Here is a 19,503-nt window from a genome sequence, read left to right on the forward strand (position 1 = left end):
GTCAGAGGACGGGAGCATTTTGGTTTTCAATAATGTGAATAATTTGTTGTGCAGCTGCTTCCACATCATCCGCATTTACGTGGTGGAATTGGCCTTCATAGTCATGCTGTTTAAAAGCATAGCGCGGATCGTAATAGTGTTCTAATAAAAGCTTGATAAATAGCTCGTAGTTTTCTGCTTCAGCTGATTCATCCAGCTGCTCGCGGATTTCAGTATCTTTCAGACGTTTTTTAATAAACACAAGGCTTTCATCCACTTTCGGCTTGAACCATTCTTCTCTTTGATAAGGTTCCACATAGTCACGGAGGATACGCTGTACACGGGACTCCATGCTTGCAAACATATCAATATGAATACCAGTTTTTTTGGTATCAAGAAGCTCGTCCGGCTGAACAGCCTTTCCTATTCGCTTGCTTTCAGCTTCCATAATAATATAAGGGGAACCTTTAACCTCAGAAAGGGCTTGATACAATAGTGCATCAAATGTTTTCTGGGTACTGCCGTCTCCCATGCCAAAGGATCCGAAGATTGAACCGCGATGTCCTGCCATTTCTTCAAGGTCAATAACAGGATATCCTTTTTCGCTTAATACCTTCAGCACATCCGTTTTCCCGACGCCGGTCATTCCGTGCAGAACAACTGCTTTTTCAGGAATCAAGTCTGCTGTGTTTTCAAGTATATATTGACGGTACGCTCTATAGCCCCCAATTAAACGGGGGATTGAAACTCCCGCATAGGTTATAAATGTGGTGACCGCTTTACTGCGCATGCCGCCGCGCCAGCAGTAAATGACAGGCTGTAAGCCATCATTTTTCAGGTCTCTGATTTTCTGCATCATGGACGGAATTTTAGGTGAAACGATTTCCATCGCTCTCCACTTAGCCGCATCAGAACCTTCTCTCTTATATAGTGTTCCGATTTCCACACGCTCTTCATTGGTGAAAAGCGGAACATTGACAGCACCGGGAATGCTGCACTCCTCAAATTCAATTGGAGACCTGACATCAACCGGAACTGCGTTGTCCATTTGGATATATTGTTCGACTGCTATTTCTCTCATTATTATTGCCTCCAAAAAATAATGCTATATATCTTCCGAAAAGGAACGTTAATTGATTTTACTCTCTCTATTATACAGGATTTTGAAAATATAGGTGTCTCCCACAATCATACTCCTATTTTCAAAAGTTTGTTCTAATAATTTTTTCCAGACATTGTAATATCAGCATATCCATTGGTTTTGCTTTTTAAAAAGGAGGTTAAATAAAAGGCAAAGGTGGTGGAAACATGTCCTTGAATACAGAGGTTACAATTGTGGGCGGAGGGATTGGCGGCTTGACGCTTGGATTGAAGCTGGCCCAAGCCAATATTGATGTCCTCGTTCTGGAGAAACTGGATGCCCCATCTTCCGTTTATAAGGGAGAACTCCTGCAGCCGAAGAGCCTGAAAATTTTTAAGCGGCTTGATGCTTTGGATGTAATCCGAGAGAATGGCTTTTCATTTTCCCGAATTGCGTTTGAGGAAGGGGAAAAAGAGTTTGCCATGGATTACAGCATTCTGCCGGGAGATTATAAATATTCACTCATGATCGAGCATGAAAGGCTGAAAGGAATCCTCCTCAAACAGGCACTTCAATATCCAAACTTTCATTACTTGTCAGGGACCCTGGCAAAAGGCTATGAAAATGGCGAATTAATGGTTGAGCGGAAGGATTTAAAGGAGCAGCTGACGGTGAAGGCTGACTTTTTTATAGGTGCTGAGGGAAGGAATTCCATAACAAGAAAAGTAATGAATAGCAAGATTAAAAAGATTGAGTACAATCATCAATTTTTAACTGTTACTTTCCCCCGGCCTCAATCATTGGAGGAAGGGAAGATCATTTCTAAGGGTGAACGGTTTCTCGGATTATTTCCGCTGCCGGATGCGAAAGTACGGTCTGTCTATTTAATTCCGGAGGGCACTTATAAGGAACATCTCAAAAAAGGAATTCACCATTTCCATAAAAACTATTTAGAGCTTTTTCCGGAATTGGAGGGGTATGTGACCAGGCTGGAAAATTGGAAGGATATTCAGCTGATGATTCCGACAGCCTTTTATGCAGATAAATATGTGGATGGAAAGCTCGCTATCTTGGGGGATGCAGCCCATACGGTCCACCCGATGGCAGGTGAAGGGATGAATATGGCGATTCAGGATGCGGATGTGCTTGGTGAATTGCTTGCAGAGATGTATGCGAGCGGAAGAATTTCGCCGGACAAGCTTAAATGGTATGAAAAAGTCAGGAAGCCCCGCGCTGAAAACATGATTGGCCTCAGCCATTTATCGGCCATAGCCTATTCCTATTCCAACCGGGTTATTACTGGAATACGCCGCAATGGCCTGAAGCAGATTGAAAGAGATAAAACCCTGCAATATAAGCAAATGCTGAATGTTTCAGGCCTTGGATATTGGTCAGAGAGCCTGTGGGATCGATTGATTCAGGCAGGAATGCTGCCGGCAAGAAAAACAGAATTATCAGCTGCCGTTAAAAGTGATTATTTTTATACAGAAAAAGATGACTATCCCTGGAAGAAGGTTGAACAGCCATGATAAATGAATATGTGAGATTACTAAAAGCACGAAATTGGATGAAAAAGAACCAGCCGTTTTTGTACAGCTGGCACGCATACGTAGGCTTCGAGCTTGACCTTTTTTCCCAGTTCCGCAGCTGGAAAACGGTAAAAGAGGTGGCATCAAGCAAAAATCTTCAGGAGGAGCTGCTTTTAAGGTGGGTGGAGGTGGGGCTTTCGATCCGTCATTTGAAAAAGAAAGGGAAGGATAAAATTAAGACAGCATCTAAATTCAGTCTTCCGTCTACGCCGAAAAACCCCCGATCTACAGGAATCATCCTGAAGGAAATGATGGAATTGCATATCCCGACTTTACTCTCTTATCCAGAACTGCTCCGTTCCAATAAGAAAAACACTTTTGACCATGAAGAGCATGGACCTACCGTAGCGAGAACCTCGTCACTGCTTGAACAGCTTGCATTGCCGCGTCTGATGAAAACCATTAAGAAAAACAAAATGGAAAGGATCATCGACATTGGGTGCGGGGAAGGCGGCTATTTAAGCAGAATCGGCCAAAAGTTCCCGCAGGCAAAACTGGCAGGCATTGAAATGAATGAAGAGGTGGCAGATTCCGCCAGAACCAATTGCAAAGATATTCCCAGCATTAAAATTGTCACAGCGGATGTCCATGAATACTCACCTGAGCATCAGGCTGATTTAATTATGGTCAATAACTTACTGCACTATATCCAGCCGGAGGATCGCAAGCAGCTGCTATTCCGCTTGAAAGGCTGGCTTAGCCGAAAAGGATCCATAACTATTATCACGCCCATTCTTCATTCGAAAAAAGGGGAAGAGTTTTCAAGTGTTTTTAACAGCTTCTTCTCTGCATTTGAAAATCTCTATCCTACCCCGACCGAGGAGGATATACATCAAATCGCTAAAGAGCTGAAGCTGAAAGTAAAAACCTTCAAGCCGGTCGTAACTGAAGGTGGATGGTATTTTATCCAGCTGTCCAACAGGTAAATGAAAGCAAGCTAGATAAATGGTAGAATGGTGTAAAACATGACTGAAATGGTGATTGAAATGAGAAATAATAAATACCTAGTGATTTATGAGGAGCTTGCCCAGCAAATTCAGGAAGGCAAGTATCCCGCCAGATCCATTCTGCCATCTGAACATGAATTGACGGAGATGTATTCCACTTCAAGGGAAACCATCCGAAAAGCGTTGAATTTGCTTGCGCAAAACGGCTTTATCCAGAAAATCCGCGGGAAAGGCTCGCTGGTCCTTGATTTAAAAAAGCTTCAGTTCCCCATATCGGGTCTGGTCAGCTTTAAAGAGCTGGCCGGGAAGATGGGTCAGCGTGCCGAAACGATTGTGGACGAATTTTCACTTATTCAGCCTGATGCAGAAAAGATGAAGCATCTCCATATTGATAAAAGTGAAAAGGTATGGAAAGTGTATCGTGTCCGGAAGATTGAAGATGAGCGGATTATTTTGGACAAGGATTTTTTAATTGAGAAATATGTCCCGGGCTTGAACAAAGAAATATGCCAGAGCTCTATTTTTGCCTACATTGAGGGCGAACTCGGGAAAAAAATCAGTTTTGCCAAAAAGGAATTTACTGTGGAAGAACCAACTGCTGAAGACCGCAGGCTCCTTGATATGGAAGGGTTCCATGCCATTGTCGTGGTGAAAAATTATATCTACTTTGACGATGCCACCCTTTTTCAATACACAGAATCCAGGCACAGACCCGACAAATTCAGGTTTGTTGACTTTGCCAGAAGAATGGACAGCCAGGTATTTTAAAGGTGAATATGCCTTTTTACGTTTAAGATTGTCCATTCAGGGAAATCTCCTTATGTGAAGATTTTTCAAAGGAGATGTTATAAATGAGTAAAAAAATCGCATGCTTAATTACCGAGATGTTCGAAGATAGTGAATACACGGAACCTGCCCAAGCATTTAAAGAAACCGGCCATGAAGTTGTGACAATTGAAAAGGAACAAGGCAAATCTGTTAAAGGAAAACAGGGCGAAGCCACTGTTCAAATAGATCAAAGTATTGATAACGTAAATCCGCAGGACTTTGATGCACTATTCCTGCCAGGCGGATTCTCACCGGACCAGCTTCGTGCCGATGACCGATTTGTTCAATTTACAAAATCCTTCATGGACGAAAAGAAACCAGTATTCGCCATCTGCCACGGACCACAGCTATTGCTGACAGCTAAAACACTCGAAGGCCGCGACGCAACCGGCTACAAATCCATCCAAGTCGACATGGAATACGCAGGCGCCAAATTCCAGGACTCAGAAGTCGTCGTCTGCCAAAACCAGTTAGTAACAAGCCGACAGCCAGGTGATATTCCGGCATTTACACGTGAATCGCTTAAGTTGTTAGGTTAATAAAATTGACAGCCCTCTGCCTTAGTTGGTAGAGGGCTTAATATATACACTTAATATGGGTTTTTATTCCGTATAATTGTTAAATAACTGTGCTGATTGGAGCGAAAGGTACGAGACTCCTACGGGAGTAGCGAACCAGGGGAGACCCCGCAGGCGGTCACGCCGAGGAGGCTCCCGGTAGCCCCGTGGAAAGCGAGTGCCTGCAGCGGAAATCAGCACCCATATCAACAGCTGTACATTATTTTTAAAGGGTACAACCCATCAAAAAAAGCAGCCATCAATAGGCTGCTCCAATAATTATTTATTCTTCCTCAAACTCCCCAGCTCTTCCACCAAAGCCTGCATTTCATTCGGGCTAAAAGAATCCTTCTTCATAACAAGATCATAAATATCCTTTAATTCCTCATACATTTCCTCATCAAAGTGGGAAGGCTTTATAGCACCTAAGTTTAAAACCTTCAGCTTTTCCTTAATCGCCTCAATCATAAACTCCACATTCTCAACCGATTTCTCTGACAAATTATTCATTCCCAACACCCTCTCATCACTATGTATTCACGAATCTTCGTATTCTTTTCATCTTTCCATGTTCTCAATAAATTGTCAATATAAATTAGGCTTGCATGTACCATGGAAATTAGTAGAAAATAAAGGAGAAGTTTGTACAAATCACATAAGATAATACAAGAAATGGACGAGTCAGGTTTCGTCAGCCGGAAAAAAGGGAAAAATCGAATCAAATTTTCATATAATAATTTTGCTAAAGGAGAATAAAATATGGGGAAATCATTGTTTTGGAAAGGCGTACTATATGGAGCACTTGCAGGCGGTGCGCTAAGCCTTCTTGACAAATCTACAAGGGAAACCGTTTTTGACAATTGCCGGAAAACGTCCAGCAATGTCGGCTATTACTTAAAGCACCCAAGTGAAGCAGTTAATCAGGTGAAGGATGTTTCCAACAAGGTCAAAACAGCGATTGACCAGGTAAGTGAAGACGTCGCTTTTATTACTGGAACAGTGGAAGAAATAAGAGAAATGGCACCGGAAGTAACACAGATTGTCCAGAATACAAAGCAGGCCTTTTCAGATATTAAGCTGAAGGGATCAAGTGAACTGCCGGAAAAATCTGCTGACGATTCAGTTCAGATTCCGCATTAAAAACAAGTGAGGTGTTGGAATGGGACGAACTTTTTCGGCTCTGATTCCAAACTTATGGAGGAGAGTAGAAGAGGATGACGTGTTTGGACTTGCAGCCCAATTGGCGTATTTCTTTCTCCTCTCTCTTTTTCCACTGCTAATTTTCTTGGTCACACTCGTTCCTTATTTGCCGATCACACAGCAGGATATCTTAAATGTTGTTCGGGATTTTGCACCAGGAGAGACCATGAAGCTTATTGAAAGCAATATCTATGAAATTACGCAAAGAAATGGAAAGCTGCTTTCCTTTGGGATCATCGCTACGCTCTGGTCAGCTTCAAATGGAATCAATGCCGTGGTGAAGGCTTTTAATAAGGCGTATGACGTTAAGGAAACCCGTCATTTTATTATTGCACGCGGGATGGCGATATTACTGACGTTTGCCATGATTTTTGTGTTTGTACTGGCATTGCTCCTTCCTGTTTTCGGAAGACAGATTGGTTTGTTTATTTCTTCAGAATTTGGTTTGTCAGGCCAATTTCTGGCGATATGGAATATGGTCCGATGGTTAGTGAGTCCATTCATTCTTTTTGTGGTGTTTACAGGGTTATACTGGATTGCCCCAAATAAAAAATTAAAGTGTATAAGTGTTGTACCTGGTGCCATTTTTGCAACAGCCGGCTGGGTGCTGTCATCACTTGCCTTTTCATACTATGTCAGCAGCTTCGGCAATTTTTCCGCGACATATGGAAGCATTGGGGCCATTATCGTGCTTATGATCTGGTTTTACATATCCGGCATTATCATCATTCTTGGCGGGGAAATCAATGCCATCAATTCTAAGATCAATAAAGAGGATTGCTGATGAAAAAGTTTCCTTCTTAAAAACATTCTCTCCGTAGCACAATAGTAATGGGGGAAAATGAATTTTCAGGAGGGCATCGAAATGACAAAACACACGAAAAAAGACGGCGGCACAAAGCAAAAAGGCAAAAATAAACCTAAACAAAAAACATCCGGATCTGCTAACGGGCAGAACGGCTACCATTAAAAAGAAAGGCGTAAGCGCCTTATCACGCAGGACCGCAGACTAAGGACACCACGACCTGTGGAAACGTCTGCATGACCCCCATCCTGGGGGCCCCAAGCACAAGACGAGCCTGAAAGGCGTCCTTTGCCTTTGTGGCAGGATTGGTTTGTGTACTCGAGGGGGCAGGCTGCTTGCGCCAGACATAATAAAAGCCTGGGAAACTGAGTTCCCAGGCTTTTTTCTTATGATCTCAATAACCTCAGGCTATTTAAAATAACTAAAATGGTAGACCCTTCATGGCCGATTACTCCATAAGGAAGGTCAAGTATCTGCAGGAAGTTGGATGCAATTAAAAACATAATGACCGTTATAGAAAAGATGACATTTTGTTTGATAATGCGATTCATTCGGCTTGAAAGTTCAATGGCTTCCGCAATTTTTGGCAGGTCATTTTTCATTAAGACAACATCAGCTGTTTCAAGCGCTACATCCGTTCCTTCGCCCATGGCAATTCCGACATTTGCCGTTGCAAGGGCAGGGGCATCGTTTATTCCGTCACCGACCATGGCGACATTGCTGTATTTTTCTTTGAGCTTTTTTAAATGCTCCACTTTGTTTTCAGGCAGGCATTCGGCAATATGCTCATTCACATGGCTTTCGCTGGCAATCGCTGCGGCCGTGGTCTGGCTGTCTCCAGTAAGCATGATGGTGTAAATCCCTTGCTGCTTCAATAGGTCTATTGCCTGCTTCGTCTCTTCGCGGACAACATCCTTGAGGGAAATAAGGCCGATTACTTCATCATTTTTCTGTACAAACACAACAGTCTTTCCTTCACTTGCCATTCGATCGGCAGCAGCTTCTGCAAATGCCTTGGCCTCTGTTTTACCGACAAAAGAGGCTTTGCCGATTTTCCATTCATCTTGATCAACTTTGGCTTTGACTCCAAATCCGGTAACATCTTCAATGCTTTCCGGACGAACAAGGGATTCTGATAGTGTTTCTTTAGCATATTTGACTATGGCATTTGCAAGCGGGTGGTTTGAATGACTCTCAATGGAAGCTACCTTTAAAAGCAGATCTTCCCTGGAAAGACCATCCTTGACTATTACATCGGTAACTTCCGGTTTTCCTTTTGTCAGGGTGCCGGTTTTATCAAAAGCGATTGCCTTAAGATGGCTTAAGTTTTCGAGGTGCACGCCTCCTTTAAACAGAATGCCGTGTTTCGCACCATTCGAAATAGCGGATAAGGTTGCCGGCATAATCGATGCAACCAGGGCACAAGGTGAAGCGACGACAAGCAGAATCATTGCCCGATAAAAGGTTTCTGTCCAGCTCCATCCTAAAAGAAAGTGAGGAGCAAACATCATTAAAACGACAACAGCCAAAACCACTTTGACATAGGTTCCTTCAAACTTTTCAATGAAAAGCTGTGAAGGAGATTTCTCGCTTTGGGCAGATTGGACCAGCTCAATGATTTTTTGAAAAAGAGTTTCATTATTTGGTTTTGTTATTTCAACGGTAATCGATCCGTTCAGATTCACAGTACCGGCAAATACCTGGTCATCTGCACCTTTGGAAACTGGCAGTGATTCACCCGTGATGGCTGCCTCGTCCAATGATGAATGGCCTTTTACAATCGTTCCATCTGATGGAACACGTTCACCTGGTTTCACCAGGATTAAATCCCCAATCTTCAGCTCAGAAACATGCACACGTTCCTCGGCCCCATCTATGATCCTCAGGGCTTCTTCCGGCTGAAGTTCCATGAGGGAAGAGATTTCTTTATGGCTCTTGTTCATGGTGTATGTTTCTAAAGCGCCGCTGACGGCGAAGATGAATATCAGGATTGCACCTTCTGTCCAATACCCGATAATGGCTGACCCGATCGCAGCAAAAATCATCAGCATTTCAACATTCAGTTCTTTATTCTCAATGGTCTCTTCAATACCTTCTTTTGCTTTCGCAAAGCCGCCTATAATGAAAGCAAGCAGGTAAGCGGCAATCGATGCAGCCTCCATATTGCTTCGGTCTAATAACCAGCCTGCCAGAATCAATACACCGCTTAGAAGAGCGGCAATCAGTTCAGCATGCGGTTTGATTTTTTCTAAAAGATTTTCTTCAGATGCAGTGCTGCTTTTAAGCAGAGCCTTTGCCTCCATACTCATCGTTTGTCCTCCTAAAAATGATTTTAAAGTTTTTTTAGTTGTCTTATTGAGAAGAATAATCACATTCAATACCCCTAAAAAACGACGAAAGCTGCCACCAATTAGGTGACAGCGTTAAAATCCAGTCATATCAGGTAATGCCAGCTAGCATTATGCAAATATTGTATTCTATTACTCTTATATTACTATATAGCCTATGAAAAGGAAAGTTAAACGGTCTCTATAAAAATTAAATAAATTTATTTAGCTTATGAATTTTGCACGTGAATTTCCGCTGCGGGTACTTGCTTTCCGCTCCAATCAACTCAGTAATTTAATTTGCATTTAAAAACCCCGCACCAATATTAAACTGCTTTACAATGCTTAGAATGACTGGCTCTTTTCCAATACCTGCTGTTTATTCCCAAACAATGTGACTGCACCAAAGATAATCAAAAGCATGACACTGATAATATTGAAGAAGCTTATGGATTTGAATAATTCAATGAAAAGGCCGCCGAAATAGGGGCCAATCAGGCTGCCAATGCTAAATGCTACTCCGCATAGGAGGTTGCCGGTTGGAAGCAGGTTTTTAGGCATTAAGTCTGCCATATAGGTGATGCCAAGTGAAAAAGTTGATCCGACTGCCATACCGGCAATGAATAAGCAAACTGTTAGAGCAAAGACCAATTCTTCGAGCATGCTTGCGGCGACGAAGCTGATAAACCCGATAAAAAGAACACTCATTAACACGTTGCGTCTGCCGAATTTATCACTCATGATCCCTAAAGGAAGCTGGAATATGATTCCGCCGATTGCAAATGAAGTGAGCAGAAGGGAAACACTTGAAACCTCAAGTCCTATGCGCAGGCCGTAAATAGGGAAGCTGCCGTTCAAGGAGGCTTCAAGGAACCCATAGCCGAGTGCAGGCAAGAAGGCAACCCATCCATATTTTGTGGCTTTTGAAAAACGTTTCATTGTTTCCCTGAATGAGTTGATTTCAATGGCCTGTTCAGGGAAGTCATTTTTCAATGTAAATAAGAACAGCCAGGCGATTAGACATAGTATGGAAGAAAGGACAAACGGCATGGTTTCATTAATTTTGACAAGCGGAGCCATTAATGGACCTACTGCAAAACCCACCCCGAAGAAAAGTCCATATAATGAAATATTCCGGCCGCGCTTGTTTTCAGGTGAGAAGGATGTGATCCATGTTTGTGTGCCAAAGTGCAGGGCATGGTCGCCAATTCCGATTAAAAGCCGGAGAATGAACCAAAACCAAAATGATTTCCAGAGAGGAAACAGGATGAGAGATACCACCACTAATAAACCTCCAAGGATGATAACAGGCTTGTAGCCGTATTTGCGCAATGGATATTCCATAAAAGGAGAGATGAGCAGGATCCCAATGTATAAACCTGTTGCATTCAAACCATTCAAGCTGGAGGAAATGCCGTCATTTTCAAAAATAATTGCAATTAAAGGAAGCAGCATTCCCTGACTGTAACCTGAAATGGCCACAATGCTGATGAGAATCCAAAAACGCATTGTTTCTTTATTCATATTAAAACCTCATTTTCTGACTTGAAATATAAATGTCTCCTAAATGATGGTATCGGGAATAGAGAATCTTGGCAAGAGAAAGTTGCTGGTCATAATATTTTTGTTTGTAGATAAAATAGTGTAATCTCTAATATTAATAAGATAAAAAGGGGCGAATACCATGGAATTTAAAATGAAGGAAGAAGCAGGCTTTTATACCGATTTGCCATTTGGACGCCTGGATGTTGCCGGGGATGAAGAGCATGGCTTCAGACCGTACCAGCTGCTTGTCGCTTCGCTGGCTGTGTGCAGCGGGGGTGTTTTGAGGAAAATCATGAAAAAAATGCGCATGGAATTCGAAGACATCGAAATAAAAACCAATGTGGAAAGAAATCCTGAAGTCGCTGATCGTGTAGAGAAAGTACATATTCATTTCATCATAAAAGGAACTGACTTAAATGAAGCGAAACTTCACAAAGCATTGGAATTGACTAGAAAAAATTGTTCAATGGTGCGCTCAGTGGAAGGAAGCATTGAAATAGAAGAGACATTTGAACTTATTTAAAACGCAAACAAGGAAGAGGATGCCTCTTTCTTTTTTTTATAGGCAAGCTTTTCATCAGTATCTTTGTGAAGGGTAACTGAAAAATAGTATAATAATTCCTATAAAAATAATAAGAATTGAAAATTAGAAGTGAGGTGCCCCGCAATGAAATTCCAAGACTTACATACAGCCGAAGCAAGAATCCAGCTCATGGAAAAACTCTCGGAAACGTTTTTATCAAGAGCTGGCAAAAATGATGAAGAGGGTCTTTTTCCCTTTGAAAATATAAAAGAACTTAAAGAATCGGGATATACATCATTAACAGTCCCCAGACGATATGGAGGAAAGGAAATCTCCCTTTCTGAATTTCTGCGCCTCCAGGAAAAGATTGCTGAAGGAGATGGCTCCACAGCCTTATCCATTGGCTGGCATATGGGCATTATCAAAAGCCTGGGCGAGAAAAACAACTGGGATGAATCCGTATTTAGGGCTTTATGTGAAGAAGTAAAAAAGGGGGCTTTAATGAATAACTGTGCATCAGAACCTCAGACGGGCAGCCCTACAAGGGGAGGAAAGCCAATTACCTCTGCCAGAAAAGAAGAGGGTTTTTGGATCATTAATGGCCGGAAAAGCTTTACAACCATGGCCCCTGTGCTTGATTACTTCAATGTGAGCGCCACGATTGAAGAAAGCGGGGAAATAGGAAACTTTTTAATTCCGAGAAGTTCCGAAGGCCTGGAAATAGAGGAAACATGGGACAGCATTGCCATGAGAGGAACGGGGAGCCATGATCTTCTTTTAAAAAATGTAAGAGTGAAGCAGGACGCGCTAGTCGAGCTGTTTCAGCCTGGAAAAAAAGGAGCGGCTGGCTGGCTTCTCCATATACCGGCCTGTTATTTAGGCATTGCACAAGCGGCTCAAGATTATGCCATTACCTTTGCCAAAAATTATTCCCCGAACAGCATTAGTGGTGCAATCATTGATTTGCCAAATGTTCAGCAAAAAATTGGCGAGATGGAGCTTGAACTCATGAGAGCACGCCATTTTCTCTATTCAGTTGCAAAGAAATGGGATGAAGCAAACGATGAAGCCAGAAGCAGGATGCAGCCTGAATTGGGAGCAGTCAAGCTGGCTGTAACAAACGCAGCCATAGCAGTAGTCGATTTGGCCATGCGTGTGGCAGGTGCCCGCAGTTTATCAGCAAAAAATCCTCTGCAGCGATATTACAGGGATGTGCGTGCCGGCCTGCATAATCCGCCAATGGATGATATGACCATTCTGGCCTTAGCAAAAAAAGCTATAAAGTAACCCGGAAGGCTGCTCTCTTAGCAGCTTTAGTTATTATTTAAAAAACTTATATCATTGTAGCCCCAATCGCCTGGTGATTGGGGTATTTTGTTGTCTTCATGTCTGAATTAGCGGTTAAGTTCGGACAGCAAAAGTCGTGGTTTGGGCCTAGGGTCTCCCTGAGTTCAGACAAGAAAAAAAGGGAAAACCTTGAATTCTGTCCGAAGCCGCTCCATGTTCGGACAGGAGAAGAAGAAATATCGTGGACTGAGTCCGAAGTCGCCCTATGTTCGGACAGAAAAAGAGGGGAAATCGTGAATTGTGTCCGAAGTTGCCCTATGTTCGGACAGGAGAAGAGGAAAAACCGTGGATTGAGTCCGAAGTCGCTCTATGTTCGGATAGAAAAAGAGGGGAAATCGTGAATTGTGTCCGAAGTCGTCCCGAGTTCAGACAAGAGAAGAGGAAAAACCGTGAATTGTGTCTGAAGTCGCCCCGAGTTCGGACAAGAGAAGAGGAAGAACCGTGGATTGTGTCCCAAGTCGCCCTGTGTTCGGACAGCAAAAGCTAAATTTCTTCCCTGTTTTTAAAATGCCTAAATCCTGCTTCAAGTTTGAATTTTTTCGAAATCGGCTAAAGAGAAAGAAACGTTTTACATAAACTTACTGCATATAATCACATAGGCGTGAATGAGCAGGCAATACTAAAAATATTAAAACGTAAGGAGAAAAAAGATATGACTAATAAAGTTTTCATGGTATTGGCGTTTGCAGGTGTGCCCCTGTCTGTCATCGGAACATTGATGCACTGGTCCAATATTTTGCTGTTTGTGATCTACTGCATCACCATTATCGCATTGGCCAGCTATATGGGAAGGGCGACAGAAAGCCTTGCCATAGTAACCGGCCCCCGAATTGGAGGGCTGCTGAATGCCACCTTTGGAAATGCGGTTGAACTGATCATTTCGATTTTTGCTTTAAAGGTCGGCCTGATTAGTGTTGTTCTTGCCTCACTGACAGGGTCCGTATTGGGAAATTTACTGTTAGTGGCCGGCCTTTCATTTTTCGTTGGAGGAGTTAAATACAAGACCCAGTCCTTTAATGTATATGATGCACGTCATAACTCAGGACTTCTGATGTTTGCCGTCATTGTGGCTTTTGTGATTCCTGAAGTTTTTTCAATGACCATGGATGAAGCTGAAACGATAACTTTCAGCATTGGCATCTCTGTCATATTAATAGCGCTTTATTTAGCGGCTTTGTTCTTCAAACTGGTCACTCACCGGGGCGTTTATCAATCAAAAGAGGATGACAGAAGCTCTCATGAGGAGGAAACTCCGGAGTGGAGCAAAGGAAAAGCCATTGCTGTACTTGCCATTTCGACCATTGCGGTTGCTTATGTATCAGAGAATCTGGTTCACACCTTCGAAGAAGTTGGAGAAGCGTTTGGCTGGACGGAATTGTTTATTGGGGTGGTCATTGTGGCAATCGTGGGAAATGCGGCTGAGCATGCCTCTGCCATCATTATGGCTTATAAAAATAAAATGGATATAGCTGTTGAAATTGCTGTTGGTTCCACGCTGCAGGTTGCGATGTTTGTAGCACCTGTTCTTGTACTGCTTTCATTGCTGTTCCCGGCTGCAATGCCTCTTGTCTTTACATTGCCTGAGTTAATTGCCATGGTGACAGCGGTGCTGCTTATGATTGTCATTGGCAATGATGGGGAAACCAATTGGTTCGAAGGCGCCACTCTGCTGGCAGCTTACGTTATAATGGGAATCGGATTTTATCTTTTATAGTCATGACAAAACAGAAAACCGGCTCTGAAAAAATCTCAGGGCCGGTTATTTATATGGGTATTTAAGTACTTTTTTAAAGGATTATGTTTTTCAGAGAATGGTTCTGTTCGCTTTCAGTCATTGATCACCAACCTTTACGCTGATTTTTGACCATTATCATGACTTGCAGAAGACTTAACAAAAAAACGATTCTCCTCCTTTTACATAGTAGTGGGGTTGATTTCCACTGCCCTCCTTTAGTTTAGTAAGCCTATTATAAAACATTATTAGATATTTGTAAATATTCAGATTTTTACAAAATCATTACAAATGAAATATTTTTGCTGCTGATTCCTCCTCAAATCCCTCCGTTATTTTTCACGGGACGGATAATATCCACTTTCTCCGAAAAAACTAATATCAACCTAAAAAGATTGTGACTTGAAAGGAGAAAGACATCATGAAAAAATACGTAAGCATTCTTTTTTTAGGTCTTATATTAATACTGTCATTCCATCCGGCCGCAGAAGCGCAGAAAGGGACTGAGAAATCGGCAAAACAGCCGCCGAAGGCCATTGTTGTCCCTAATTCGGTGCTGAATGTTACAAAGGAAAATACGTATCCTAATCCGGCTCAGGATATGCCGACACTCCAGCCGAGTGAATTAACCCAGCAGCTCATTGATTCATCCAAGGTTAAAATCGAAAATCCGGATCTCATTCGGATGCTGAATGAAACCTCTGTGAGCAGCACTCCGTTCGCACTTGGATACAGGGCCATCGTCTATCTCGGTCAGTGGCCGCTTAATTATGAGTCTGCTGAAACCTCCCCTAATTGGGAATATCAGAGGATTAACACGAATTATTTCGACAACCGCGGCGGCAAGGCCCCATACCAGATTCATTATGTTCAGGAAGCCCAAAAGGTTGTCCGTGGAGGTCTGACTGCCAAGGTTCCCAATGCCGAGGATGTAAAAAAGATGATGCTTCTCAAAGCCATGGAGAAATCCGGTCTGCCTCTTGCTTTTGAAACGATTGTTGGAGCAGGCACCAAAAAAGATCATATCTATAACATTCCGCCCAAAAGATTAGGGTATCTATACGGCTATGCTCCCGCAATCAATGAAAAGGGGAAAGTAACGTATGGAGAAGTGTATTTGATGCTGAAAGGCAGCAAGAAAATGATTGTCATTAAAAATGTCACTTCACAGGGAATAGGTGCCTGGATTCCGATTCAGGATCATGTGACGTTTGGGTTTCTTGTTTCGGAAAGGCCTAGATAATAAAAAAGCCAGCCTGACATATAGGCTGGCTTAATCTATTAGATATTCGAACGTCTTCTTTTGAAATCTGTTTCTTTATAGTAGCTGTTCTTTACAAGAACGTTAGGGCCAAGGCATCTAACCCCCGCACAATGACAGTTCAGAGAATCAGCGAGTTCTGTTTTGCTCCACTTTTGATAAATATCCTCAAGCTGATCTGTTTGGATATTTCCCAGCGGCGGTGTATCGCCAAAGTCAGTGACAATGACATCGCCGGTGAAAATATTTATATTCAGCCGTGATCTTCCGTCAGGGTCATTCCGGACGGTTACATTATTTGATGAATGCAGTCTTCTTAAAAGATCCAGGTCTTCTTTATTGCTGCTGCAGGCATAAAAGGGCAGGGTGCCAAACAGCATCCATGTATTCTCATCCCGGATATCCAGCAGATGATGGATGGCTGATCTCATTTCTTCAAGAGTTAAAGTTTCTAATGATGAGGCGAAGTCTGATGGATACATTGGATGGACCTCATGGCGCTGACAGTTCATTTCTTCTATAATCTGTTTATGAATTTTTTCAAGATAAGGCAATGTCCGTTTGTTGAGCATTGTTTCAGCAGAAACCATTACCCCCGCTTTCACGAGCTCCCTGCTGTTTTCAATCATCCTGTAAAAGAGCCGCTGACGCTGCTCTATCGTCGGCTTTCGCTCCATCATCGCAAAGCCGCCTTCGATAAAGTCCTCCTCAGTTCCCCAGTTATGAGAAATATGAAGGACATCCAAATATGGAATGATTTCTTCATAACGGGCTAACTCCAGTGTCAGATTAGAATTAATCTGTGTTCTGACCCCTCTTTCGTGCGCATAGCGAAGCAGCGGCGCAACATAATTTTTAACCGATTTTTTTGAAAGCATCGGCTCCCCGCCGGTGATGCTCAGTGAGCTTAAATGAGAAACTTCATCCAGCCTCTTAAGCATCAAGTCAATGGGCAGGGCATCGGGGTCCCTGGGCTGAAGTGTATAGCCGACAGCGCAGTGTTCACAGCGCATGTTGCATAATACAGTGGTTGTGAATTCAATATTTGAAAGCACCAATTTTCCGTGCTGATCGATATCGGAATAAGCTTCCCATGGATCATTTTCCGGTGTGATAGGTGAAAGTTGTGTTTTCATATGTATCTCCTTTTAAATCTAAGTCCTTTGTCATTATTTAATCTTTCATATCCCATGTCAATCGATAGTTTGGACTAAAAATGATATAAAAACGTTTAATTTCTCCTCATGCGGGAATTAACTCAATAACAAACGCGAAACACTTTTTAACTTAAGAGGAGGATTTAACATGGAACAGAATAACACTTATAATACAACAAACACAACAACTGCTTTAAGATCAGATTATGGACAGGATATGAATTATGACCATGATAACGGATCAAACAGCAAGCTGATGAAAGGGATTGTCATTGGCGGTATTATTGGCGGGGCTTTAGCAATGCTGGATAGTACAACAAGAACAAAAGTAAAAACGAAAGCGATGGATCTAAAGGATTCTTCTGCAAATCTTATTTCTGAAGTGAAAGAAAATCCTGGTGATGTAAAGGATAATATGATTAACCAGTTTAAGAGTGCTTCCAATACTCTTAAAGAGGCCATTAAAGATGCCCAGAGTTTGTACCAGCGTGTCAACGAAGATGTTTTCGGCAACATGGATATGGTAAAAGAAGTGTCTAATGAAGCCATGTCAACAGCAAAGGAAGCAAAAAGCGAGCTGGCTGATATCGGGTCAAAAGTAAAGGAAGCAGGTTCAGAATTAATGGAAAGCCCTGTTGAGAACGGTGGAAATTCCACTGGCTCGAACAACCAGGCAGCAAGTTCAGTGAGCAGTTCAGAAACTGCTTTCCCGGTAGAGCGTGGAGAAAGTGCTGTCACCTATAGTCCTGAGACTCAAAAGAACAGCAATAACCTTTAATTAATAATATAAAATTTCCTCTGCTCTTATGAGTGGAGGATTTTTTATTGGTTCTGTTTCCTAATGATGGTTGTTTTATATATACACGGAGGGGGTAACCCTTAACTATAGGTATAGGACTTTTTTTGGAGGTTACATTTATGGGTTATAGACGAGGGAAATCATTATCAAAGGATATGGAAAAACAATCTTACGAAAGAGAAACAGCTGTTGGAACTGCAGGGATGGTAGTCAGTCCTCATTCAGTTGCCACAGATATAGGTGAAAAAATACTGCGGGAGGGCGGCAATGCAGTAGATGCTGCAGCTGCCATCCAATTTGCATTAAATGTAGTAGAACCAATGATGACAGGCATTGGCGGAAGCGGATTTTTAATGGTTTACGACAATAAAAAGAAAGATGTAAAAATATATGATGGACACACAAGGGCGCCAAAAGGTGTGCATCCGGAAATGTTCCTCGATGACAATGGGGAAGTAATCGATTTTCGCAAACGCTCTACGCATGGAACAGCAGTAGGAATCCCGGGAATATTAAAAGCTATGGATTCAGCTGTAAAGGATCACGGTTCAAAGTCATTAGCCGATCTGATTCAGCCGGCAATAGAAGCCGCAGAAAGCGGCATTGAAGTGAACTGGGTAATGGAGGAAGCTCTTCAGAACTTTCATTACAGGCTGGGTGAGGAAGCCAAAGCTTTTTATTTTCCGGAAGGCAAATCTCTAAAGGAAGGTGACAGACTTGTCAAGGATCATTTAGCCAAGACATTCAGGATCCTGCAAAAAGAAGGAATAGCCTCCTTTTATGAAGGAGAGATAGCTGAAGCCATCGTAGAAACGTTAAAAGAACGGCTTTATGACGCTTCAGGACCTGAAAAATTACCGGCTTACCATTGATGAGCCGATATGGGGCGAGTATAAAGGCTATAAGATCGCTTCGTCCGCTCCTCCCAGTGCAGGCGGGGTAACCGTTATCCAAATTCTTAAAATGCTGGAGAAGTTTGATTTAAGCCAATATGACGCAAAGTCCTGGGAAAAGTATTATCTGATAACCGAAGCTATGCGTTTGGCTTTTGCGGACAAAGTTGCCTATTCAGGGGATCCGGAATTTTCTGATCTCCCTATTGAAGGCCTGCTACATGATGATTATATTGCTGAAAGGGTAAAGGCTATAAATTTTAAAAGGAGAAATGATGCAATAGATTTTGGAAACCCCTGGAAATATCAAGGAGGCGAACCAAAGCAGATTATTCGCCAGCCGGATGACTTAGAGAAAAGTGAAACAACTCATTTCACGGTTATTGACCAATGGGGCAATATTGCCGCATGTACATCAACCGTTGAGCATCCATTTGGGTCAGGGATTATAGTAAAGGGCTACGGATTTTTATTAAACAATGAACTTACAGACTTTGATGCCAACCCTGGCGGAATCAATGAACCAAAACCGGACAAAAGGCCGGTCAGCTGCAAAAGCCCGACGATCTTATTTAAGGATGACCAGCCCGTTCTAACTCTTGGTTCTCCAGGCGGACCGACCATTATTGGCTCGGTTTTTCAGACGATCGTGAATATCATTGACCATAAAATGAATCTAAAGGAAGCTATTGAAGAGCCCCGGATCTTTGCCACAACAGGCCCGCTTATTGAATGGGAGCCGGGAATAAGCATGGAATCCAAAGGCGAAATGGAGTCAAGCGGATTTGAATTTGGAGATAAGCCAAGCCGAATCGGAAATGTTCAGGCCATTCAGATTGACCGGGAGAAGGGCCGTCTATATGGTGCGGCTGACTCCAGCCGTGAAGGAAAGGCAGCCGGAATTACAGAGGAGCAATTAAAAAGCTGATGCCG

16 protein-coding genes and 1 pseudogene are annotated in these 19,503 nt (G+C 42.6%); 12 read left to right on the forward strand and 5 right to left on the reverse strand.

Annotated elements, in window-relative coordinates:
* Window position 1 precedes the first annotated feature (1 nt).
* Window positions 2–1,060, reverse strand: a complete 1,059-nt coding sequence (gene mnmH / locus A361_RS05655; RefSeq protein WP_009334901.1) for a tRNA 2-selenouridine(34) synthase MnmH — start codon at window positions 1,058–1,060, stop codon at window positions 2–4.
* A gap of 227 nt (window positions 1,061–1,287) precedes the next feature.
* Here mnmH and A361_RS05660 point away from each other — a divergent pair, with 227 nt between their 5' ends.
* From A361_RS05660 to A361_RS05675, 4 genes are all read left to right on the forward strand, one after another.
* The gene (locus A361_RS05660) at window positions 1,288–2,589 is read left to right on the forward strand and encodes an FAD-dependent oxidoreductase (protein ID WP_019382410.1); all 1,302 of its coding nucleotides are present in this window, start codon (window positions 1,288–1,290) and stop codon (window positions 2,587–2,589) included.
* A gap of 11 nt (window positions 2,590–2,600) precedes the next feature.
* On the forward strand, window positions 2,601–3,575 hold the full coding sequence (locus tag A361_RS05665) for a class I SAM-dependent methyltransferase (protein ID WP_236887994.1): 975 nt from the start codon (window positions 2,601–2,603) through the stop codon (window positions 3,573–3,575).
* Window positions 3,576–3,614: 39 nt separating this feature from the next.
* On the forward strand, window positions 3,615–4,364 hold the full coding sequence (treR, locus tag A361_RS05670; RefSeq protein ID WP_009334898.1) for a trehalose operon repressor: 750 nt from the start codon (window positions 3,615–3,617) through the stop codon (window positions 4,362–4,364).
* 83 nt (window positions 4,365–4,447) lie between these two features.
* Entirely contained in the window at window positions 4,448–4,963 is a 516-nt protein-coding gene (locus A361_RS05675) for a type 1 glutamine amidotransferase domain-containing protein (protein WP_019382408.1), read from the forward strand.
* Window positions 4,964–5,260: 297 nt separating this feature from the next.
* On the opposite strand, the gene A361_RS05680 is transcribed toward A361_RS05675, so the two are convergent.
* Window positions 5,261–5,491 (reverse strand): DUF1128 domain-containing protein, encoded by a 231-nt coding sequence (locus A361_RS05680; protein ID WP_009334896.1) that lies wholly within the window; start codon window positions 5,489–5,491, stop codon window positions 5,261–5,263.
* Between the two features lie 249 nt (window positions 5,492–5,740).
* Here A361_RS05680 and A361_RS05685 point away from each other — a divergent pair, with 249 nt between their 5' ends.
* Window positions 5,741–6,121, forward strand: a complete 381-nt coding sequence (locus A361_RS05685) for a YtxH domain-containing protein (RefSeq protein ID WP_009334895.1) — start codon at window positions 5,741–5,743, stop codon at window positions 6,119–6,121.
* 19 nt (window positions 6,122–6,140) lie between these two features.
* Window positions 6,141–6,965 carry a YihY/virulence factor BrkB family protein gene (locus A361_RS05690; RefSeq protein WP_009334894.1) on the forward strand — a complete coding sequence of 275 codons (825 nt, stop codon included), beginning with the start codon at window positions 6,141–6,143 and terminating at the stop codon, window positions 6,963–6,965.
* A gap of 407 nt (window positions 6,966–7,372) precedes the next feature.
* Here the strand turns inward: A361_RS05690 and A361_RS05695 are convergent, their stop codons facing one another.
* Window positions 7,373–9,295, reverse strand: a complete 1,923-nt coding sequence (locus A361_RS05695; RefSeq protein WP_019382406.1) for a heavy metal translocating P-type ATPase — start codon at window positions 9,293–9,295, stop codon at window positions 7,373–7,375.
* A 363-nt stretch (window positions 9,296–9,658) separates the two neighbouring features.
* Window positions 9,659–10,837 carry an MFS transporter gene (locus tag A361_RS05700; RefSeq protein WP_019382405.1) on the reverse strand — a complete coding sequence of 393 codons (1,179 nt, stop codon included), beginning with the start codon at window positions 10,835–10,837 and terminating at the stop codon, window positions 9,659–9,661.
* Window positions 10,838–10,997: 160 nt separating this feature from the next.
* Between A361_RS05700 and A361_RS05705 the strand changes: the two genes are divergently transcribed.
* The 4 genes from A361_RS05705 to A361_RS05725 all read left to right on the forward strand — a co-directional run bounded on the left by A361_RS05705 (window position 10,998) and on the right by A361_RS05725 (window position 15,703).
* Window positions 10,998–11,381 (forward strand): OsmC family protein, encoded by a 384-nt coding sequence (locus A361_RS05705; RefSeq protein WP_009335734.1) that lies wholly within the window; start codon window positions 10,998–11,000, stop codon window positions 11,379–11,381.
* Window positions 11,382–11,525: 144 nt separating this feature from the next.
* Window positions 11,526–12,668 (forward strand): acyl-CoA dehydrogenase family protein, encoded by a 1,143-nt coding sequence (locus A361_RS05710; protein WP_009335735.1) that lies wholly within the window; start codon window positions 11,526–11,528, stop codon window positions 12,666–12,668.
* A 712-nt stretch (window positions 12,669–13,380) separates the two neighbouring features.
* Window positions 13,381–14,442, forward strand: coding sequence for a calcium/proton exchanger (cax, locus tag A361_RS05720; RefSeq protein ID WP_019382403.1), 1,062 nt, complete (start codon window positions 13,381–13,383; stop codon window positions 14,440–14,442).
* A 439-nt stretch (window positions 14,443–14,881) separates the two neighbouring features.
* A complete protein-coding gene (locus A361_RS05725) occupies window positions 14,882–15,703 on the forward strand; it encodes a YfkD famly protein (RefSeq protein ID WP_009335737.1) in 822 nt (273 codons plus the stop codon).
* Window positions 15,704–15,741: 38 nt separating this feature from the next.
* On the opposite strand, the gene yfkAB is transcribed toward A361_RS05725, so the two are convergent.
* Window positions 15,742–16,857 (reverse strand): radical SAM/CxCxxxxC motif protein YfkAB, encoded by a 1,116-nt coding sequence (yfkAB, locus tag A361_RS05730; protein WP_019382402.1) that lies wholly within the window; start codon window positions 16,855–16,857, stop codon window positions 15,742–15,744.
* Between the two features lie 169 nt (window positions 16,858–17,026).
* On the opposite strand from yfkAB, the gene A361_RS05735 reads away from it, so the two are divergent.
* Both A361_RS05735 and ggt read left to right on the forward strand, forming a co-directional pair.
* Window positions 17,027–17,656, forward strand: coding sequence for a hypothetical protein (locus tag A361_RS05735; RefSeq protein WP_009335757.1), 630 nt, complete (start codon window positions 17,027–17,029; stop codon window positions 17,654–17,656).
* A 224-nt stretch (window positions 17,657–17,880) separates the two neighbouring features.
* Window positions 17,881–19,498 (forward strand): annotated as a pseudogene (ggt, locus tag A361_RS31385) (gamma-glutamyltransferase).
* Window positions 19,499–19,503 lie beyond the last annotated feature (5 nt).

Origin of the sequence: Cytobacillus oceanisediminis 2691, assembly GCF_000294775.2 — a bacterium.
In the GTDB taxonomy this organism is placed as follows: Bacteria; Bacillota; Bacilli; order Bacillales; family Cytobacillaceae; genus Cytobacillus; species Cytobacillus pseudoceanisediminis.

Coding starts and splice junctions, on each gene's coding strand:
- A361_RS05675 (WP_019382408.1), top strand. CDS start 4,448: ATGAGTAAAAAAATCGCATGCTTAATTACCGAGATGTTCGAAGATAGT.
- yfkAB (WP_019382402.1), bottom strand. CDS start 16,857: ATGAAAACACAACTTTCACCTATCACACCGGAAAATGATCCATGGGAA.
- mnmH (WP_009334901.1), bottom strand. CDS start 1,060: ATGAGAGAAATAGCAGTCGAACAATATATCCAAATGGACAACGCAGTT.
- A361_RS05710 (WP_009335735.1), top strand. CDS start 11,526: ATGAAATTCCAAGACTTACATACAGCCGAAGCAAGAATCCAGCTCATG.
- A361_RS05695 (WP_019382406.1), bottom strand. CDS start 9,295: ATGAGTATGGAGGCAAAGGCTCTGCTTAAAAGCAGCACTGCATCTGAA.
- cax (WP_019382403.1), top strand. CDS start 13,381: ATGACTAATAAAGTTTTCATGGTATTGGCGTTTGCAGGTGTGCCCCTG.
- A361_RS05685 (WP_009334895.1), top strand. CDS start 5,741: ATGGGGAAATCATTGTTTTGGAAAGGCGTACTATATGGAGCACTTGCA.
- A361_RS05735 (WP_009335757.1), top strand. CDS start 17,027: ATGGAACAGAATAACACTTATAATACAACAAACACAACAACTGCTTTA.
- A361_RS05680 (WP_009334896.1), bottom strand. CDS start 5,491: ATGAATAATTTGTCAGAGAAATCGGTTGAGAATGTGGAGTTTATGATT.
- treR (WP_009334898.1), top strand. CDS start 3,615: ATGACTGAAATGGTGATTGAAATGAGAAATAATAAATACCTAGTGATT.
- A361_RS05700 (WP_019382405.1), bottom strand. CDS start 10,837: ATGAATAAAGAAACAATGCGTTTTTGGATTCTCATCAGCATTGTGGCC.
- A361_RS05725 (WP_009335737.1), top strand. CDS start 14,882: ATGAAAAAATACGTAAGCATTCTTTTTTTAGGTCTTATATTAATACTG.
- A361_RS05690 (WP_009334894.1), top strand. CDS start 6,141: ATGGGACGAACTTTTTCGGCTCTGATTCCAAACTTATGGAGGAGAGTA.
- A361_RS05705 (WP_009335734.1), top strand. CDS start 10,998: ATGGAATTTAAAATGAAGGAAGAAGCAGGCTTTTATACCGATTTGCCA.
- A361_RS05660 (WP_019382410.1), top strand. CDS start 1,288: ATGTCCTTGAATACAGAGGTTACAATTGTGGGCGGAGGGATTGGCGGC.